Here is a 20,095-nt window from a genome sequence, read left to right as displayed (position 1 = left end):
TCAGGAAGAGGAAATCGACGGTTCGTTTTGTTTGACCTGCTGCCGCTTCTTCGCCATCAGATGGCGCGCCCGGGCCAACTCCCGCATGTCGATCGCCAAATCGTCCTTCTCGAAGATCTCCCGCCCGATGATGTGCTCCATGATGTCTTCCATCGTCAACACTCCCGCGACCGAGCCGAACTCGTCCACCACCACGGCCAACTGTTGATGGGTTTTCAGGAAAATCTGCAACGCCGCGGCCGCCGTGACCGTTTCCGGGATAAAATGAACCTCCTGCCGGAGATCGCGCACCAAGCGGTTCTCATGACCATGGGCCATCGTTTGCAACAGGTCCCGGCGGCGGACCAACCCGACGATCTCGTCGATGCTCTCCGAGTAAACCGGCATCCGCCCGAACGGAATATTCGGATATTTGCGGAAAACCTCCCCGACCGTCAGCTTCTCGTCCAACGCCGTGACCACCGTCCGGGGCGTCATGATCTCGCTCACCCGGATGTCATCCAAACTCAGGGCATTGGAGATCATGTCCATTTCATTCTGGGACAAACGTCCGTCCTTCGCTCCTTTTTCCGCCAACAACAGGATTTCCTGATCGGAATCCCCCTCGACCGGTTTCCGTCCCAGGAGACTCCAGACCAGGAGGTTGGAAACCGCGGTGAGCGGACGAAGCACCGAAACCATCGCCTGCAGGGGAAACACCATGAACGGATGGATCTGGACCCGGTAAAGCACCCCGGCGTTCTTCGGGATGATCTCCGAAAATATCAGGATCGCCAGACTCAGGGCTCCGGAAATCACCGCCAACCAATGGCTGCCGAACAATTGCATGGCCAATCCGCCCACCAAGGTCGCCCCTACCGTGTTGGCGATGGTGTTGAGAGTGAGGATGGTGGAAATCGTTTCCTCGATCCTCAACTTGAAGCGCTCCAACATGAGCCCCTTCCTCGGCGAGGCCTTTTTCAGCCCCTCAACCTCGGCGGTGGTCGTGCTCAAAATCGCCGCCTCCATCACGGAGCAGATGCCGGAAACTCCGAGCGTAAACAAAATGGCCAGGATTAAAGGAAGATATTCGTTCATGAATGGCGACCCCGACATCCGCCGAGCCGCCGGAAAACCGATCCCGGAAGCCCGCCCTCAAGCCATGGCCGCAAATGACAAGATAACAGAAACCGCCACCCTACGAAAGCCTCGCCCAAAAAACAAGCGCCGTTTACCCCCTCCGCACCCCCGACCGTTTCCAGTGAATTCCCACCGCGGTCCACGACCCAATCCGCCAATACGCCACTTTTTATTTCTAACCTTGACGGTTTCGCCGCCCGCCCCATTAATCATCGAGTTATCGTGTCGCGAAGGCCAAAACCTTCATCTCGCGCATTATATTTTGAACCTAACTATCGTCGTATGAAAAAAATAAACCGGCTCTCCTCTCTAGCCGTCCTCGCCGCTCTTTTCGTCTCCGGTTGCGCCACCGTCACCCACGGTCCAAACCAACGGGTCGAAATCACCTCCCAGCCCGCGGGAGCCACCGTCGTGGCGAACGGCGAAGAAATCGGCGTGACCCCGTTGCGAGCCAATCTCTCCCGCAGCCGCTCCCATGAGATCACCGTGCAGCGGGAAGGTTTCGCGCCGGAGACCGTGGTCCTCCGGACCGTCCGCGGCGATGTGGCCGAGCGCTATATCCGCTTCGGCATCGACGAACGGGTAGGCGCCCACATGGCCCTCGAACCCGCCGAGGTTTCGGTGAGACTCGATCCGACCATTCTCCCGGCGGAACGCGCGGAAGACCCGATCGATGACCTCGCGGACCGCGTCCTCCAAATCGACCAGCAATTGGAACGAGGGGAAATCAACGCCGCCGAACACCGTTACATCCTCTCCCGCCTCCTCGAGGTTTACCGGGACTAACCGACGCCGCCGGACCAAACGACGGTTCACTTTCGCCGCGTTCCCGGTCCCCGGGTGCGCGGCTTTGTTTTTCCGCCCTCCAGCGATCCGGGCGATCAGCACCGACACCTGCGACCACCTTTCCGTGAAAAAGACTCCACTTTACGCCTTCCATCAACGACACGGCGCCCGGTTCGTCGACTTCGGCGGCTGGGAAATGCCGGTTCAATATTCCGGCATCCTCGAAGAACACCGGGCCGTCCGGACCGCCGCCGGACTATTCGACGTCAGCCACATGGGGGAATTCACCGTCGAAGGCGACCAGGCGGAAGCGTTCCTCGACCACCTCCTGACAAACCGCATAGCCGGACACCCCGCCGGAAAAGCGGTTTATTCCCCGATGTGCCGGCCCGACGGAGGGGTCGTCGATGACCTCTTGGTCTACAAACGTTCTGCCGACCGATTTCTCCTTTGCGTCAACGCTGCCAACATTGAAAAGGATCTGCAGTGGATCCAAGGACAAGCGACCCCCTTTTCCTGCACCATCGAAGATCGCTCCCCCGAATACGCCCTCCTGGCCCTGCAAGGCCCGCGGGCCGCTGCGATCCTTCAACCCCTGACCGCATTCCCTCTCGACTCGCTCCGTAATTACACCTTCGCCGAAGGCGAATTGGCCGGCACCCCGACCATCATCAGCCGCACCGGCTACACCGGCGAAGACGGTTTCGAACTTTTCCTGCCCGCCGCCGCCGCCGAAACAGTGGCCGAAACCCTTTTGGAAAACGGTTCGCCGCACGGCCTTCTCCCGGCCGGACTCGGCGCCCGCGACAGCCTCCGGCTGGAAGCCGGCTTCCCGCTCTACGGCCACGAACTGAGTGACACCATTTCTCCCCTCCAAGCCGGACTCGGCTGGACGGTAAAATGGAAGAAACCCGATTTCATCGGCCGTGCCGCGCTCCAAAAACAAAAGGACCACGGAATGGACCAACAGGTCGTCTACTTCAAGACCGGCAACCGCCGGATCGTCCGCGCCGAAACCGCCCTCCTCGCCGACGGCCACCCGGCCGGAATCGTCCTCTCCGGCACCCTTTCCCCCATGCTCAACGAAGCCATCGGCTCCGCCTTGATCGATTCCGCCGCCCTCGACCTCCCCCTCTCCGTCGACATCCGCGGCAAGAGCCAGGCATTGGAACTTGTCACACCTCCGTTTTACCGCCGCGACTAACACCGTTATTTTCCAACTATGAGCACACCGAAAGATCTGAAATACGCCAAGTCCCACGAATGGATCCGGATGGAAGACGATTCCACCGCCACGATCGGCATTTCCGACTACGCCCAGAATAGCTTGGGCGACATCACCTTCGTGGAACTGCCCACGGTCGGGGACACCTTCCAAAAAGGCGACTCATTCGGCGTCGTCGAATCGGTCAAAGCCGCCTCCGACCTCTACGCCCCGGTCGGCGGAGAAGTGATCGCGGTCAACGAAGAACTCGATTCCAGTCCCGAAAAGGTCAACCAATCCGCCTTCGGAGAAGGCTGGCTGATCAAACTCAAACTTTCCGATCCTTCCGAACTCGACACCCTCCTCTCCGCCGACGATTACGACGCGTCAATCTGAGATTTCCGACCGGAATCACCCGTCCAAGGTCGGCGGAATCATTCTAAGATTGTCGCAGAATTTCTGCTGAGCCCGAGCGAACGAAGCGCGCGAAGCAAAACGCAAAAACATCATTTGGAGCAACCGAGGCGGCTCGACCCCGGTTATCCCATTGACCTCTCATCGCTGATATCTCGCCTTGCGTGGTCGGCGTCCTTCGTGGCTCCGTTCGCGTCCTTCGTGGCTCCGTTCCGAACCGACATCAGTTGAGAATAGTCGCCCATCTCACCTGCCCTCTCCCAACATCCCACCCAAACCTCCGGACATTCCCCGACCCGATCGCGTCACCGGATGTCCGGAAAGACGCCCGGTAATTCCCTCAGATTCAGCAACTAAGCCACCGCTGTCCCCGGCCTTCCCCCCCGAACATTCCCGCAAAAACGCAGGAAGAGTCACCCTGCAGCACCGGCAATCCTCAGAACATCCCCTGACCCGACCGCGTCACCGGTTGTCCGGAAAGACTCCCGGTCAACTCTTCATGTTCGGCGGCAAATCCACCCGTTCACCGTCTTACCCCCGGACATCAGTCCCGTAAGAACGCGGAAAAACCATCCTGCAGCACCGCAATCCTCCGGACATTCCCTGACCCGATCGCGTCACCGGTTGTCCGGAAAGACGCTCGGCCAACTCTTCATGTTCGGCGGCAAATCCACCATTCACCGTCTTTCCCTCGAACATCAGTCCCGTAAGAACGCGGAAAAACCATCCTGCAGCACCGCAATCCTCCGGACATTCCCTGACCCGATCGCGTCACCGGTTGTCCGGAAAGACTCCCGGTCAACTCTTCATGTTCGGCGGCAAATCCACCCGTTCACCGTCTTACCCCGGACATCAGTCCCGTAAGAAACGCGGAAAAACCATCCTGCAGCACCGCAATCCTCCGGACATTCCCTGACCCGATCGCGTCACCAGATGTCCCGGAGAGACTCCCGGCCAACTCTTCATGTTCGGCGGCAAATCCCCCATTCACCGTCTTACCCCCGGACATCAGTCCTGTAAGAACGCGGAAAAACCATCCTGCAGCACCGCAATCCGGACATTCCCTGAACCGATCGCGTCACCGGATGTCCGGAAGACGCCCGGCCAACTCTTCATATTCGGCGGCAAATCCACCGCTGTCCCCGGCCTTTCCCCTTCGGACACCTCCCGCAAAAACGCGGGAAAGTCACCCCGCCGCACCGCAATCCTCCGGACATTCCCTGACGCGATCGGGTCAGGGAATGTCCGGAGAAACATTTGGGCAGCTCTCCAAAAAGCCTGGGGGACTTCGCCGGCCGAGGCCTCGGCCGCGTACGGAGGCCGGGGGGAGGCTTGCCGTTTTTCAACCGCCCGCCGGCTTCTTCTTCGCCGCTCGTTTCCGGGGGGCGGGACGAAACTGGCGCATGCTTTTGCTGTCGGGCTCGATATTCAAATAGGTCTTATTGCTCAATAAACCTTGGTAGAAGTCGAGGAGCCGGGTTCCTTCGCGCGGCTTGACCAGATCGTTCTTCGTCGCCCGGTCGATCTGCTTCTTCATCGCCCGAAGCATATCGCTTTCCTTGTATTGGATGAACTCGATGATCTCGCTCACCTTGCTGCCGCTGATCGTCTCCTCGATGTAAAATCCATCTTCCTCGTCCTCTTCCAGAAAAACATGGGCTTCGTTGACCCGGCCGAAGAGGTTGTGGAGATCCCCCATGATGTCCTGGTAGGCGCCAGTTAGAAAAACGCCAATGTAATACGGGTCGCCGTTCAAAGGATGAAGCGCGATGTAGTCCTTCACATCCTCCAGGTCGATGAAACGGGAAATCTTGCCGTCGCTGTCGCAGGTGATGTCGACCAAGACCGCATTCACGCTCGGCCGCTCCCGCAACCGGTGCAACGGCGCGATCGGGAAGAGCTGGTTGAACGCCCAGTGGTCGAGCAGCGACTGGAAAACCGAAAAGTTGCAGACGTATTGGTCGACCAACAGGTTCTTCAACTCATAAAGTTCCTCCGGGACATAGCCGCCGGTGTCCTCGTTGTCGATTTTCCGGCAAATCTGCCAAAACAGGCTTTCCGCGGCCGCCCGATCCTCCATGTCGAGATATCCATGGTTGAAGAGGGAAAACGCTTCGTCCTTTTTCTGCAGCGCGTCGTGAAACCGTTCCAGCCGGCTATAATGCCCCGGATTCGCCAACACTTCCTCCAATCCGACGATGATCGGGTGCTTTTTCTTCTTCGGATCCGGCTTGAAAATTCCGTCAGACTTCGAAATCCGGTCGAACACCTCCACCACCAGCAGGGAATGAGGGGCGACCACCGCCCGGCCGCTCTCCGACACGATATCGGGCACCGCCACTTCGCGACTTTTGCAAATCTCCCGGATGTTGAAAACGATGTCGCGGGCATATTGCTCCAGGGTGTAGTTGACCGAGCTCTCGTAATTGCTGCGGCTCCCGTCATAGTCGATACCAAGCCCCCCGCCGACGTCGAGGTAACCCATCGGGAATCCCAGTTTCACCAATTCGCAATAAAAACGAGCCGCCTCGACCACCGCGTTTTTGATGGTCAAAATATTCGGCACCTGGGACCCGACGTGGAAGTGGAGGAGCTGCAGTGACTGGGTCAAACCGGCCTCCTTGAGGTCGCGGCAAGCGTTCAAAATCTGATGGGTGGTCAACCCGAACTTCGAATGTTCGCCGGTCGACGAAGCCCATTTGCCTTCGCCGCGAGTGAGGAGTTTGGCCCGGATCCCGATGATCGGCTCGACGTTCAACTCCCGGGAGATGTTGATGATCGGCTCGATCTCCGAAACCTGCTCGACCACAATGATCACCTTTTTCCCGACTTTCCTCCCCAACAGGGCCAGCCGGATGTATTCCTCATCCTTGTAGCCGTTGCAGACCAGGAGACTCTTTTTGTTCTCGTGCAAAGCCAGCGCGATCAGCAACTCCGATTTGCTCCCGGCCTCGATCCCGTAATCATAAGGCTGCCCGGCGTCCAGGATCTCCTCCACCACTTCGCGCAACTGATTCACCTTGATCGGGAAAACCCCGCGGTAAACGCCGTCGTAGGCCTCCTCCTTGATCGCCTTGGCGAAAGCCTGGTTGATTTCCATCACCCGATGGCGCAACAGATCCTGGAACCGGATCACCAGCGGAGGCTTCAAGCCTTTGCTGACCGCTTCCAGGACGACATCGTGGATGCTGATGCTGGCCGAGTCCCCCTGGGGATGCACATGAACCACGCCGGTTTTGTCCACGGAAAAGTGCTTTCCGCCCCAACGCTTGAAGCCGTAGTAATCCACGGCTTGCTTGATCGACCATTTCTTATTCTGTTTCGCCATACTTGGTTGCCTGGGAGATTTCCTTTAATGAGCTTGCGTTTTGGAGGCAGTCTCATTTCTTTCGACTTTTTGTATCTCTTTTAGCACATTCATCAAACGCAATGCAGAAAATTAGCATAGACACCCTTTTTCACCCGATTTTCGCCCAGGCCCAGGAGCCCGGGAACCCCCTCGGCTTCCTTATGATCATGGGCTTGATGTTCGCCGCGATGTGGTTCCTCCTCATCGCGCCGCAGCGCAAAAAGCAAAAAGAGCTCCAAAAAATGATCACCGAACTTCAAACTGGCGATGAAATTATGACCGCCGGCGGGGTTTACGGAGTGATCACCAACGTCAAGGAAGACCGGTTCGTTTTAAAAGTCGCCGACAACACCAAAGTCGAACTCAACAAAAGCTTCGTCCACAGCCTTCAAAAGAAGGCCTGATTTTCCCTCCCCCCCGCCACCACAAATGTACGGCAGTATCATCTGGAAACTCGTGCTCACCGGCGCCATCGTCGCCTGGGCCATCGCAAATCTCATCCCGCTTCAGGAAACACCCTTTCCCGAATACATCCGGGAAGCGGCCACCGCCCACCAGGCGGAGTTCAATGAACTGATGGACCGCGCCGCCGCTCGCGCCGCGGAAGACGCCAACGTCACCGAGTTCATGGCGCTCCGCGAGATCGCCAACCAGGAGGAAATCGACCTCCATCGCTTTTTCCCCCACCTGCGCCTCGAAGAGACTTTGCGGAACATCCAGCGTCGCAACAATCTCATCCTCAACGAGATTCTCCAGCAATCCCAAGCAAGCCTCCAACTCGGTCTCGACCTCCGCGGCGGCGTTTCGTTCACCCTCGCTTTCGCCGAACAAGAGGAAGCCCGCGTCACCGGCCACGAACGCGAGCTGATGCTCGAGAAAGCGATCGAAATCATCCGGACCCGCGCCGACGGCCTCGGCGTCGCCGAACCGATCATCCGTCCGGTCGGCGAGAACCGGATCGAAGTCCAACTTCCCGGGGTCACCACCCGTGACAACCCCGACATCACCGCAGAACTCCAGCGCCCCGCCCTCCTCGAATTCCGCCTCGTCCACCGCGAGATCAACCCCTACACCATTTCCGAAGACGACGTCCCGCCAGGCTACGCCCTTCTTTATATGGAACGGGAAAACCCGCGGACCGGCGACATCGACCGGATCCCCCACGTCGTCACCCGGATTCCGGAGTTGACCGGAGAAGCGATCACCCGCGCCCGGGTCGTCACCGACGAATTCGGCGCCTACCGGGTGGTGATGGATTTCACCACCGAAGGAGGCCGCCGCTTCGCCGACATCACCCGCCGGATCGAACAGGAAAACCGCCCGCCGCACGACATCGGCCAACTGGCGATCGTCCTCGACGGCGAACTTTACTCCGCCCCGACCGTCCGCCGCGCCATCACCGGCGGCTCCGCCGAGATCACCGGACAATTCTCCCAGCGCGAAGCGTTTGAACTGGCCAACGTCCTCAACAACCCCCTCGACGTTCCGCTCGAAATCGTCGAAATGTACGAGGTCGGCCCATCGCTCGCGGAGGACTCGATCCAATCCGCCCAACGGGCCATGATGATCGGCGGCGCGCTCGTCCTGCTGTTCATGTTGGTTTATTACATGTTCGCCGGGGCCGTCGCCTGCGTCACCCTGATGGTGAACGTCGTGATCATCCTCGGCGTTCTCGCCTCCATCGGTGCGACCCTCACCTTGCCGGGCATCGCCGGGATCATCCTCACCATCGGTATGGCGGTCGACGCCAACATTCTCATTTTCGAGCGGATCCGGGAGGAATTGCGCCTTGGCAAGACGTTGAAAACCTCCCTCAGAGGAGGCTACGAAAAAGCGCTTTCGACCATCGTCGACGCCAACGTCACCACCCTCCTCACCGCCAGCATCCTGATCTACTTCGGCACCGGCCCGGTCAAGGGCTTCGGGATCACCCTCGCCATCGGTATCTTCACCTCAATGTTCGGCGCGTTGATCATCAGCCGCCTGATGCTCGAATTTCTGATCAACCCGGGCTTCATTAAGAAGTTGCCGATGTTCTCGATCCTCAAGGATTCCCAAATCGACTTCCTCCAATGGCGCAAACCGGCCTTCATCGCCTCCTGGGCGATCGTCGCCGTCGGCCTGGTCGCCATCGCCATGAAAGGGGACCGCATCTACGGGATCGACTTCGTCGGGGGCGACGAGATCACCTTGAGTTTCCAAGAGCGACTTTCCACCCTCGACATCGAACGGGTCGCCGCCGAACGCGAGCTCGGCGAGGTCATTCCGGTCTATCGCAGTCCGATCGGGGGAACTACGGAAGAACTCCGGATTCAAACCCGCTTCGACATGGGCGACACCGTTTTCCGCGCCTTGGTCGACGAATTCCCCGACGCCGGACTCCGCCTCGAAGGGGAAAACCGGATCGGACCGACCGTCGGCGCCGAGATCCGCCGCAACGCCGTCCTGGCCATCGGGGCCGCGTTGATCGTCGTCCTCCTCTACGTCGCGCTCCGCTTCGAAATGGGTTACGGGATCGGCGCCGTCATCGCCATCATCCATGACCTTTTGATGACCATTGGCATCTTCGTGCTGAGCGGGAGGCAGTTCACCGCTCCGATGGTGGCGGGTATCCTGATGGTGGTCGGTTACTCGATCAACGACACCATCGTCGTCTTCGACCGGATCCGGGAGCAACTCTCGCTCGATCCGAATTCGAAACTGAGGGACATCATCAACAGTTCGATCAACCGGGTGCTTCAACGCTCGATCCTGACCAGCTTCACCACCTTGCTCGCCACCGGGGCTCTCTACGTCTTCGGCGGCGGGGTCGTCAACGATTTCGCCTTCATCTTCATCATCGGCATCATCACCGGAACCTTCTCGTCCATCTTCATCGCCAGCCCGATCTTCTTCTGGTGGCACAAAGGCGACCGCCGGCACGTCGAGGAACGGAAAGATGTCCTGCCGAACTACGAGTGGTCGGCCTCCAGCAAGGCCACGAAGTAAGCAGCGAGCGGATGCGCTGGAAATACAACCTTGTTCCCGATGAGGAAATAACAGCTCTCAGCACCAGTATCCGATCTTCCCGGATACTGGCGGAACTTCTTATCCGGATCGGCATCACCGATCCGGATAAGGCCCAGCGCTTTCTCCGCCCCCGTCTCAACCAGCTCGACGACCCGTTCACCCTCACCAACCTCCGGCCCGCCGTCGACCGTCTCCGCCAAGCCCTCCGGTCCGACGAACGAATCGCCGTCCTCGGCGACTACGATGTCGACGGCGTCACCAGCACCGTCCTCCTCACCAGCATCCTCCAACGGCTCGGCCTCTCCCCCCACTTCATGGTTCCCCGCCGTCTCGAAGAGGGTTACGGCCTCAGCCGGACCGCCATCGACCGGGTCCTCGAAGAACACGAGATCGACTTGTTCATCGCCGTCGACTGCGGCACCAACTCCGTCGAAGAGGTCGCCTATCTCCGCGAAAAGGGGATCGACGTCATCATCGTCGACCACCACCGCTCCAAGGAGAGCCTTCCCGCCGATTGTCTCCTCATCAACCCCCACGTTCTTGACGAACCGGACCAGCCTTGGACCCACCTTTGCACCGTCGGCCTGGTATTCAAGTTGGCCCACGGTCTCCTCAAGGCTCTCCGCGAGGAAGACCATCTCGCCGCTTCCGAAATCATCCTGAAGGATTACCTCGACCTGGTCGCGATGGGGACCATCGCCGACCTCGTTCCGTTGGTCGACGAAAACCGGATCCTCTGCAAATTCGGTCTCAAAGTCATCCAAAACCGCCAACGCGACGGCGTCGCCGCCCTCTTGAAAATTTCCGGCCTCAAACCCGGGGAAACGGTCCGCCCCATGGACATCTCCTTCCGAATCGGTCCCCGCATCAACGCCAGCGGACGCCTGGCCGACGCCACTTTGCCGGTCCAAATGCTACTTAGCAATGACCGGAAGTTCTGCCTGGAGAGCGCCAAGCTCCTCGACGAATTCAACCGCGAGCGCCAGGAGATCGAGCGCCAGATCACGATCGACGCGGAAAAACAGAAGGAAGAGCTTCTCTGCGACGCCACCGGAATCATTCTTTACGACGAGAACTGGCACGCCGGCGTGGTCGGGATCGTCGCCTCCCGGATCAGCCGGAAATTCCATCGCCCCGCCATCATCCTCGGTTCCGAAGGCGACCTCGCCAAGGGCTCCGGCCGCAGCATCGAGGGGGTCAGCCTGGTCGCCATCCTCCAACATTGCGACGACCTGCTTGAGAGTTGGGGCGGCCATCCGCTCGCCGTCGGCGTTTCCCTGCGCAAGGAAAACGTCGCCGCTTTCCAACGCCGGTTCGACGAACTGGTCTGCGAGGCCTGCAAAGGAAAACGGATCGAGCCGGAAATCAACGTCGCGCGCTGGCTCGATCTCGACGAAGTCAACGAAGACCTGCTCCAGGAGCTCGACCTCCTCCATCCGTTCGGCCAAGGAAACCGCGAACCGCTTTTCGCCGTCCGAAACGTCGTCCTCCGGCATCCTCCCGAGGTTTTCCTCGACCGCCATTTCCGCTTCAAGATCGTCAACGGCCAAGGCAAACGGGTCTTCGGGGTCGCCTGGAAAATGGCCGATCGCCTGCCCCCTGCCGGACGGCCGATCGACGTCGTCGTCCGGGTCTACTGGAATTTTTTCAACGGGCGGCAATTCCTCCAGCTCGAAATGGTCGATTGGCGCCACTCCGCCTCCCAATGAACTCCCATTCCCCGCAGGATGACTCCCCGACTTCTCCCGCCGCCCCCCTCCCCCTGCCGTCCCTGTTGACCCGAGCCGGCCTCGGCGGGGCGTTGATGGGGATGGCCAACCTCGTCCCCGGCATCAGCGGAGGCACGATGCTCCTGGCCACCGGCGTGTTCCCCGCCTTCGTCCAAGCCGTCGCCGACGTTTCCCGGCTCCGTTTCAACCGCCGTTCCCTCCTCCTCATCGGCGTCATCGCCTTCGCCGCGGCCTTGGTAATCGGTCCCCTCGCCCAACTCCTCAGTCAATTGGTCCTCCAGCACACGTGGCTGATGTATAGCCTGTTCATCGGCCTGACCCTCGGAGGAGTCCCGCTGATCTGGCGGATGGCCGACCACAAAGGCCGCGCGTTCGCCTTTGGAGCCGTCGTCGGTCTTATGATGATGGTGACGGTCGCCCTTTTGCAGATCCGGGGGGCCGGGACCGGCGGCGATCAGGATGGATTCGCCGTCATGCTCCTCGCGGGAGTCGCCGCCGCCAGCGCGATGGTGTTGCCGGGAGTCAGCGGCGGTTATCTGCTTCTGGTGCTCGGGGTTTACGTTCCGATCCTCGACGGCGTCGGACAAATCTTCACCGGCCTGCGCGCCCTCGATTTCGATCTGCTGCTCCCACCGGTTTTCCAAATTGCCCTCCCGGTCGGCCTTGGCGTGGTCTTCGGCATCGCCGGGGTCAGCAACCTCGTCAAATGGCTGCTGAACCGCTTCCCCCGGCAAACCCTCGGCGTCCTGCTCGGCCTCCTCCTCGGGGCGGTGGTCGGCTTGTGGCCCTTCCAGCGTCCGACCGAACCGGAACCCGGAACGCTCCTCAAGGGACAAACCCTCATCGAGTTGAACGGCGTGATCCTTTACGAACAAACGGGACGGATCGTCGAACCGAAGGATTTCCCGTTCCAATATTTCCGCCCCACCCCCGGGCAGGTTGGCGGCGCCGCCGCCCTGATCCTCATCGGTTTCGCGGCCACCTTCGCCATCACCCGTATCGGCGACCGCCGCCCCCGCTGACCCTTCCTTTTACTGGAAACCCCGAAAAGGCGGCTTCCTTTTGGCGGGCGGTGAAACTCGCTTATAGTTTAGGCAAGATTCTCGGCAAGGCGTCGAGCCTGCCGACACCAAGGGATTTCAACGCGTAACAGAAGGAAGGAAACCAGACTCAGATGAAGGAAAAACGACGGGAAGTGGAAGGAAGGATTTTCAGCCACGGCAATGGGCTGGGGACCGTGACGGGACCAATGATCGAGGAACGGGCCAAGGAGATCGCCGTGATCGACGGACGATCACGGCCAACCAAAGAAGATCGGTTGCAGGCCAGGCGCGAACTCCTTCGAATGCGGGGCATCGAAAACGGAAGCGAGGAACTCGATTACAACCATGATTCCCTCGATCCGAGCGACACCATAGCGGGGTCCGGCAGGCAGGTGCCGAATTTCGAGCCGGAGGACGAAGAAGAGGTTCAACGGGAACTGGTCGAGCAAGGAATCCATGAGGCCGACCACGAACACATGCTGGAAGGTCATTACGCGCAGGAAGAGGAAGAGGTTGAGGAGATCGAAACCGACGAAGAAACCACCCGGGCGATCGAGAAAACCGAACAACCCAAAAAAGGAAGAAAAGCATCATGAAAATCGATACGTTGGAAAAATTGTATCTCGATCAAATGGCAGCCTTGCGCCAAGGCGAGGAGCAGTTGCTGGAGTTTCTCCCCAAGCTGGTCGGGGTGTCGACCCACGCGCAACTGCGCGACTGGATTCGCGACATGATTCCCCACACCCGGGAGCGGATCGGACGGATCGAACAGATTTTACCCGACGATCCGATCGTCCAACAAGGGAGCGATTCCCCTGGAATGAAAGGGTTGATCGAAGAGGGGCACCTCTGTCTCGAACGGGCCAGTGATCCGGACGTAATCGACGCCGGTTTGGTGATCCTGTTCCAACGGATTCTCCACGACTCGATGGCTCGCAACGCGGCGTTACGCACGTTTGCCGTCCTGCTGGGAAAGGAGGAGGAAGGCATGAGTTTCCAACGTTCGATGGACGAAGAGATCGAAGCGGAAAAGACGCTGACCGACCTCGCGATGAGCGCGGTGAACATCGACGCCCTCAGTTCCAGCACGCGATAACCCCCCGAAAGAAACGGAGAGAGAAGTAGCATGAAACACGATTTGCAGGGAAGAAAAGTGGCGATCCTCGTCGCGGACCAGTTTGAACAAGTGGAAATGACCGAACCGCGTTCGGCGCTGGTGGAGGCTGGAGCGGAGGTCCAGATCGTTTCGCCAAATTCGGATAAAGTGAAAGGATGGAACGGCACCGACTGGGGCGACGAATTCCCGGTCGATCTCCAGTTGGAGGAAGCCGACCCGGAGGATTTCGACGCCTTGCTTCTTCCGGGCGGTGTCAAGAATCCGGATACGCTTCGAAAGGATCCGAACGCCGTGAAATTCGTCCGGGCGTTTTTCGAATCAGCGAAACCAATCGCGGCAATCTGCCACGGTCCATGGATCCTGATCAACGCCGGAGTGGTCAGCGGTCTCACCGTGACCTCCTACGATTCAATCGAGATCGATCTGCGCAACGCCGGCGCAAAGTGGGTCGACAAGGAGGTGGTCGTCGACCAAGGGATCGTCACGAGCCGCAACCCCGACGACATTCCAGCGTTCAACCGAAAAATGCTGGAAGAGTTCGCCGAGGGCGTGCACGAAGACCGCCGCCGGACCGCATGAGGAGCTGACGATAGGTCGCCCGTCAATAGCCGACCGCCAAGCCTTCGCGGCGCGGATCGGCGGCACCATGGAGGGAACCGTCGGGGGCGATGAAAATCGCCTGGACCGAACCGACGGCTTCGATGTTGACCGGTTCGAACCCGCGCGCCCGCAAGGCATCGAGCAATGGTCGGTTGCGGTAAAGCGGAGCTTCCAGTTCAAGCGGTCCGCCCCGGGCGATCACTCGGGGAGCGTTGACGGCGGCCTGCAAATCGAGCCCGTAGTCGATCACCTGCAACAACGGATTCAAGGTGATGCCGATGATCCGGCTCCCTCCCGGAGAACCAAGGGCGAGCACCGGCTTGCCCTCCCGCAGAACCAACGTCGGGGTCATGCTGGAGCGGGGACGTTTTCCTCCGAGGCTCTCCGCATCCTCGCCGAGAGCGGTCCGCCGGGGACGCCACCCTCCTTCGGGCGCATTCGGCACCAGGTTTTCCCCGTCGTCCCATGCCTCCCCCTCAAAATCGCTCAACTCATTGTTGAGCAAAAATCCACGGCCGGGCACCGTGATCGCCGAACCAAAATGCTGTTCGATGGTGGAGGTGACCGACACCACATTGAGATGCCGGTCGACGATGGAAAAATGCGTAGTCGAGGGGCCTTCCGGCGCGGTCGCCCGCGGAGTGGTCCGCCCCGAGGACCCAGCGGGGTTGCCCGAGGGAGCCGGTGCGGCCAGCGCGCGGTCCGGATGAAGGAGCTCCAAACGGGACGCGGCATACGCTTTGTCGAGCAGACCTTCGACCGGAACATCGACGAAATCAGCGTCCCCCATGAAACGGTTGCGATCGGCGAAGGCGAGATTCTGGACGTCGGCCAATAGGTGGATCGCTTCCGGACTACCCGGCTCCAAATTATGAAACCCGGCGGCTTCGAGCAAGTTCAGCATCAGTCCAAGCGTCACTCCTCCGCTGGAAGGCATCCCCATGCCGTACACGTCATACCCGCGGTAATCGATCGACACCGGCGGACGCTCGACCGCCCGATAATTGGCCATGTCTTCCCGGGCCAGAAGACCGGGTCGCAGGGGGTCGTTTTGCACCGCTCGCACGATCTCCTCGGCAATCTCCCCTTCATAAAAAACAATCGGTCCCTGCTCGGCGATTTGCGCCAGGGTGCGGGCCAAATCCGGGAGCCGGAAATGATCGCCCGCCCGCAGCGGCGTGCCATCGGGCCGGGAGAAAAGCCGCAACGACTCCGGGTAAAGCCGTAACCGATGCAGATGCGTGCGGATGCCGCGGGCGAACGGTTCGGTGACGACGAATCCGTCGCGGGCCAAGCGAATGGCCGGATGAAGGGTTTCCGCGAGGGAGAGCGTTCCGTATTGATCAACCAAATACGATATGGCGGCCAAAGTCCCGGGGACGCCGACCGCGTTTCCGCCGGTGACCCGATCGGAGTAAGGGATCAGTTCGCCGGATTCGTCGCGGAACACGTTGGGATGATAAGCCCGGGGTGCCTCCTCCCGCCCGTCGAGGGTGATCACCTCCCCGGATTGCGCGACATAAGCGACGACGAACAATCCCCCGCCGATTCCGCTGGCGTAAGGTTCGGTGACATTGAGGACGAATTGGACAGCGGCCGCTGCATCGAAGGCGTTTCCACCGCCGCGAAGGATTTCGAGTCCGGCCAAAGTCGCGTGATGGGAGGCGGTGCTGACCATGCCGTTGCGGGCAATAAACGAAGTCTCGGGGCCGGGACCGAACCGCCCTCGTACTTCGCGCCGATCCTCGGGATCGGACGGATGGAGAACCTGGCCGCTCGCTGTTGTGGAGGCCGCAAACAGCAAGGCGGAAGTGAAACTTAGGAGGAAGAAGAGGGGTTTTACAAAAGTGATCGATGAGCGCATGACGGATCGGTATTCGGTATCGGTTCGCGCTTCAGGTTAGGACTTCGCCACGGGATGGCAACCGTAGGTTGGGATGAATGGGAGCTTTTCCGCCAGTTGCTTGTCTAATTTCAACATGAGGATCTTTTCGGTCATGAAATCCACCCTTCGCCTTGTTCTCGGTTGGTTCCTGATTTTGTCTCCTCTGCAGGCAACGGAACCCGACGCCTTTACCCAAGCGGAACTCGACTCGATGCTGGCCCCGATCGCCCTGTATCCCGACGCGCTTCTGGCGCAGATCCTTATGGCATCGACCTATCCTCTGGAGGTAGTCGAAGCGGCGCGATGGTCCCGGGCCAACCCGCAATTGGACGGAACGGAAGCGGTCGAGGCGGCCGCCGCCCGCGGCTGGGATCCGAGCGTCCAGGCGCTGACCGCCTTTCCGGATGTTTTGCGACGAATGGACGCGGATTTGACTTGGACCCGACGGTTGGGGGATGCGTTCTTATTGCAGGAGGAACAGGTGATGGAAACGGTCCAGGGACTGCGACGCCGCGCGCATGCGGCCGGAAATCTCGACCGATTGGAACACGTCCGGGTGGTGCGGGAGCGGGAGGTGATCGTGATCGAACCCGCGAATCCCCGGGTAATTTATCTGCCGTATTATCAACCAACCATCGTGTACGGCGGCTGGTGGTGGCCGGCCTACCCGCCGGTGTATTGGTATGCGGGGCCGAGCTACTCGCAAACGGTCATTTACTGGTCGTCGGGAACCCGCGTTTCCACCTTCTTTTATTACAGTCGGCCGGATTGGCACCGCCGCCATATCGTGGTGGTGAACCGTTATCCGAACCCGCCGGTGAGAGTGCGGGATTCCGGAGGCCATGTCCAAACCCGAACCGTGGTTTCCGAACAACGATGGCGGCACGAGCCGGTGCATCGGCGGGGAGTAGCTTATTCGCGCGACGACGTCTCGGCCCGCTACGGCCGCTCAACCGCCTCCGGGGTCACGCCTCCCACCCGGTTCCGGGAATCGGAAATGTGGAACCAGCGAACGACGGTCGAGCGCCATGAATCTCCCCGGGAACGCGTCCATCGCCCGATAACACCCCACCCGCAACAACCGCCCCGGGACCGCGCAAGCACCCACCCATGGGTCCGGGAACGGGAACGAAGCGCCACCCAACGCCCGCCGGAAACCCGTCGTTTCGAACGACCGGAGGGACGTGACCGGACCGAGCGCCCGGCTAACCACCCTCCGCGAAACCCCACGGTCTTGACTCCCTCGGACCGATTGGACCGGAACGACCGCCCGGATCCATCCAATCCATCGGAGCGCGGCGCTTGGGTCGAACGCCGAAACGACGCGGCGGATCGGCCGGAACGAGCAAATCGCCCGGAACGGCCGGAACGCCAGAATCGCGACCGGGAACGAAGGCCCCAACCCTGAAGGCCGAAACCATACCGGCGACGGAAGGGGTTCGCGGCGCCTTTTAGCCCCTTCTCAACGATTGAAATCTTGATTCACCTTCTCCGCTTCCCTAACCTGCTCAATCGAAGGTTATCTGCGGGAGTCCATTCCCGCAGCACGTTGACAACTCACTCGAGAGAGCATCCATGCCAAACAAGACAGCAGTCCAAATGTTCACCGTGCGCGAGCACACCACCACCGCCAAGGATCTGGCCGAAACCCTCCGGAAAATCGGGGAAATCGGGTATCCCGCGGTCCAAATGTCGGCCGTCGGCGCCATGAATGGCGAGACCCCGGAAGTCGACGCCAAACTCGCCCGCTCCATGCTGGATGACAACGGCCTCAAGTGCATCGCCACCCACCGCCCCTGGGACCGGTTGGTCAACAATCTGGAGGCGGAAGTCGAATTCCACCAAACCCTTGGCTGCGACTACGTCGCCATCGGTGGCGTCGTGAATCCCGAGCACACCTATGACGGTTATCGGAAATTCATCCGGGAAGCCCGCCCGATCATCGACCGCTTCAAAAAGGAAGGGATCCGGTTCGGCCACCACAACCACAGCCACGAATTCTTCCGCCCGGAACGCCACGGCAAGACCCTCGAAGACATTCTGATCGATGAAGGGGGCGAGGATCTCATGCTCGAACTCGACCTTTATTGGATCGAGCACGCCGGCCTCAATTGCGTCCGGATTCTCGAACGATGCCACGGGCGCGTCCCGGTCATCCACTTGAAGGACAAGGAAGTGATCGAAGGTAAGAACGAAACCCGGATGGCTCCGATCGGCGAAGGCAACATGGATTGGCCCGCGATCATCGCCGCCTGCGAAGCCGCCGGAGTCGACTGGTACGCCGTCGAACAAGACCGCTGCTACCGCGATCCATTCGACTGCCTTAAGTCCAGCTACGCCTTCCTCCGCGAACAAGGCTTGTAAAACGAAGAGGAGGTAGGCGAAGGGGTGAGGAGAAAGGAGGCACACAAACCGCCTCCTCGTCTCCTTCTCCTCACCCCTGCCTCCTTCAACTCCTTCCGCTTCGCTCCTTCCCCCATGCCCCAATCTTCCACTCAAGAATTCTGGGAAAACACCGCCCGCCGGATTTGTCGTCGCATCAACCTGGGGTTTTGGTTGCATCAGTTCACGCCCCTCCTGCTCGGTCTCGCCATTCTCCAGGGCTTCCTCCTTATCCTACTCCGAAAGACCGGTCACGCCCCCGCCCTCTCTTTCTGGCTCGGCTTCGTCATCGCTCTCTTGGCCGCCGCCGTCTTCGCGCTCAGGCGCAGCCGAAACCAACGCTTTTCCCTGGCCGACGGCCTCGTTCATCTCGAGTCCCGGCTCCATCTCCACAACCGACTCACCGCCGCCCGCCTCGGCCACGCGAACTGGCCCGACCCCATCCCTCCTCCCCAATCCCTCCGTTGGTCCCGTCCCCGTCTCGCCCTTCCCGCAATCGGCGCGGCCTCCTTTCTCCTGCTCGCAGCCTGGATTCCGGTCGGACAATCAAGTGCCCCAGGACCGGTCCATCCCCCCGAAGAACCGCTTGCCTGGCGCGAGATCGAAGCCTGGGCTGACCTCCTCGAAGAACCGGACCTCCTCGACGAGGAAACCCTCGTCCATTGGCGCGAACAGGTCCGTCAACTCCGCGATCAACCGCCCGAAGAATGGTACGCCCACGGGAGTCTGGAAGCTGGCGACCACCTGCGCGACTCCGCCCTCGAATCGATCCGCCACCTCCAAGCCGCCTTGGAGCGCGCCGAATACCCGCTGACCCTCGCCCGCGAATCCCTCGACGACATTCCTTCCGGGCTCCGCCCTCTCCTCCAGGAACATTGGCTCGAGACCCTTTCTCAACTAAACGACGGCACCTTGAAACTGAGCCCCGAAGCCCTCGCCCAACTGGGCGAAATCGATTTCACCCAAATCGAGGGCCTGACCCAGGAGCAAATCGACCGCCTCGCCGAAATGGTCCGGCAGGGTCGCGAAGCATGCGCCATGACCCAAGGCCAATGCCCCGGCGGTCCCGGAGAAGCGGAGGGTGATTGCCCTTCCTGCGGCAGCACCGCCTGCGCCGGTTCCGGAGGCATCGGCAAAGGCCCCGGCGCGGCCGACCTGACGTTCTCCGAGTTCCCCACCTTGATCGATTCCGACCGCCGCGAAGCGGTTTCCAATCCCGACCTCTCCCGCGCCGCCCTCGGCCAACAGATCGGCACCACCCAATCCGAACCGGAAGTCGATTCCGAACACCAAAACCAAATCACCCCCGGCGGCGAAATCGCCCTCCCCGGCTCCGGCGGCGACGCCGTCTTCCGTTCCCACCTCACCCCCGCCGAACGCCGACGCCTCCAACACTACTTCGAATAGCCCCCTCTCCCTTATCCTTCCTAATCATAACTCATAATTCATCCTTTTCT

General features: G+C 60.4%; 16 protein-coding genes. 13 read left to right on the top strand and 3 right to left on the bottom strand.

All coding sequences use genetic code 11. From position 1 onward, the window contains the following. The gene (locus ACWUI2_RS06990) at window positions 1-1,077 is read right to left on the bottom strand and encodes a hemolysin family protein (RefSeq protein WP_486982138.1); all 1,077 of its coding nucleotides are present in this window, start codon (window positions 1,075-1,077) and stop codon (window positions 1-3) included. Between the two features lie 324 nt (window positions 1,078-1,401). On the opposite strand from ACWUI2_RS06990, the gene ACWUI2_RS06985 reads away from it, so the two are divergent. The 3 genes from ACWUI2_RS06985 (at window position 1,402) to gcvH (ending at window position 3,505) form a co-directional block, all read left to right on the top strand. Continuing rightward, window positions 1,402-1,905 (top strand): PEGA domain-containing protein, encoded by a 504-nt coding sequence (locus ACWUI2_RS06985; protein ID WP_486982137.1) that lies wholly within the window; start codon window positions 1,402-1,404, stop codon window positions 1,903-1,905. A gap of 124 nt (window positions 1,906-2,029) precedes the next feature. After that, entirely contained in the window at window positions 2,030-3,109 is a 1,080-nt protein-coding gene (gcvT, locus tag ACWUI2_RS06980; RefSeq protein WP_486982136.1) for a glycine cleavage system aminomethyltransferase GcvT, read from the top strand. An 18-nt stretch (window positions 3,110-3,127) separates the two neighbouring features. Further along, on the top strand, window positions 3,128-3,505 hold the full coding sequence (gene gcvH / locus ACWUI2_RS06975) for a glycine cleavage system protein GcvH (protein ID WP_486982135.1): 378 nt from the start codon (window positions 3,128-3,130) through the stop codon (window positions 3,503-3,505). A gap of 1,360 nt (window positions 3,506-4,865) precedes the next feature. Here gcvH and speA read toward each other — a convergent pair. Then, window positions 4,866-6,851, bottom strand: coding sequence for a biosynthetic arginine decarboxylase (gene speA, locus ACWUI2_RS06970; RefSeq protein ID WP_486982134.1), 1,986 nt, complete (start codon window positions 6,849-6,851; stop codon window positions 4,866-4,868). 101 nt (window positions 6,852-6,952) lie between these two features. On the opposite strand from speA, the gene yajC reads away from it, so the two are divergent. The 7 genes from yajC to ACWUI2_RS06935 all read left to right on the top strand — a co-directional run bounded on the left by yajC (window position 6,953) and on the right by ACWUI2_RS06935 (window position 14,350). Further along, entirely contained in the window at window positions 6,953-7,276 is a 324-nt protein-coding gene (gene yajC, locus ACWUI2_RS06965; RefSeq protein ID WP_486982133.1) for a preprotein translocase subunit YajC, read from the top strand. A gap of 25 nt (window positions 7,277-7,301) precedes the next feature. After that, the gene (gene secD / locus ACWUI2_RS06960; protein WP_486982132.1) at window positions 7,302-9,860 is read left to right on the top strand and encodes a protein translocase subunit SecD; all 2,559 of its coding nucleotides are present in this window, start codon (window positions 7,302-7,304) and stop codon (window positions 9,858-9,860) included. After that, a complete protein-coding gene (gene recJ / locus ACWUI2_RS06955; RefSeq protein WP_486982131.1) occupies window positions 9,830-11,590 on the top strand; it encodes a single-stranded-DNA-specific exonuclease RecJ in 1,761 nt (586 codons plus the stop codon). The genes secD and recJ overlap by 31 nt, the downstream gene beginning before the upstream one ends. Beyond that, entirely contained in the window at window positions 11,587-12,633 is a 1,047-nt protein-coding gene (locus tag ACWUI2_RS06950) for a DUF368 domain-containing protein (RefSeq protein ID WP_486982130.1), read from the top strand. The genes recJ and ACWUI2_RS06950 overlap by 4 nt, the downstream gene beginning before the upstream one ends. Window positions 12,634-12,785: 152 nt before the next feature. Next, a complete protein-coding gene (locus tag ACWUI2_RS06945; protein WP_486982129.1) occupies window positions 12,786-13,250 on the top strand; it encodes a hypothetical protein in 465 nt (154 codons plus the stop codon). Further along, a complete protein-coding gene (locus ACWUI2_RS06940; RefSeq protein WP_486982128.1) occupies window positions 13,247-13,750 on the top strand; it encodes a YciE/YciF ferroxidase family protein in 504 nt (167 codons plus the stop codon). The genes ACWUI2_RS06945 and ACWUI2_RS06940 overlap by 4 nt, the downstream gene beginning before the upstream one ends. A gap of 30 nt (window positions 13,751-13,780) precedes the next feature. Next, on the top strand, window positions 13,781-14,350 hold the full coding sequence (locus tag ACWUI2_RS06935) for a type 1 glutamine amidotransferase domain-containing protein (RefSeq protein ID WP_486982127.1): 570 nt from the start codon (window positions 13,781-13,783) through the stop codon (window positions 14,348-14,350). A 22-nt stretch (window positions 14,351-14,372) separates the two neighbouring features. On the opposite strand, the gene ggt is transcribed toward ACWUI2_RS06935, so the two are convergent. After that, window positions 14,373-16,235 carry a gamma-glutamyltransferase gene (ggt, locus tag ACWUI2_RS06930; RefSeq protein WP_486982126.1) on the bottom strand — a complete coding sequence of 621 codons (1,863 nt, stop codon included), beginning with the start codon at window positions 16,233-16,235 and terminating at the stop codon, window positions 14,373-14,375. A gap of 133 nt (window positions 16,236-16,368) precedes the next feature. Here ggt and ACWUI2_RS06925 point away from each other — a divergent pair, with 133 nt between their 5' ends. The 3 genes from ACWUI2_RS06925 to ACWUI2_RS06915 all read left to right on the top strand — a co-directional run bounded on the left by ACWUI2_RS06925 (window position 16,369) and on the right by ACWUI2_RS06915 (window position 20,045). After that, window positions 16,369-17,664, top strand: coding sequence for a DUF3300 domain-containing protein (locus ACWUI2_RS06925; RefSeq protein WP_486982125.1), 1,296 nt, complete (start codon window positions 16,369-16,371; stop codon window positions 17,662-17,664). A 167-nt stretch (window positions 17,665-17,831) separates the two neighbouring features. After that, a complete protein-coding gene (locus tag ACWUI2_RS06920; RefSeq protein ID WP_486982124.1) occupies window positions 17,832-18,620 on the top strand; it encodes a sugar phosphate isomerase/epimerase family protein in 789 nt (262 codons plus the stop codon). 114 nt (window positions 18,621-18,734) lie between these two features. Next, on the top strand, window positions 18,735-20,045 hold the full coding sequence (locus ACWUI2_RS06915; RefSeq protein ID WP_486982123.1) for a hypothetical protein: 1,311 nt from the start codon (window positions 18,735-18,737) through the stop codon (window positions 20,043-20,045). Window positions 20,046-20,095: the final 50 nt, after the last annotated feature.

It is taken from the genome of Verruconatronum alginivorum (assembly GCF_056590205.1).
Note: the sequence above shows the minus strand (reverse complement) of the source record. Positions and strands in the feature narration are given on the sequence as shown.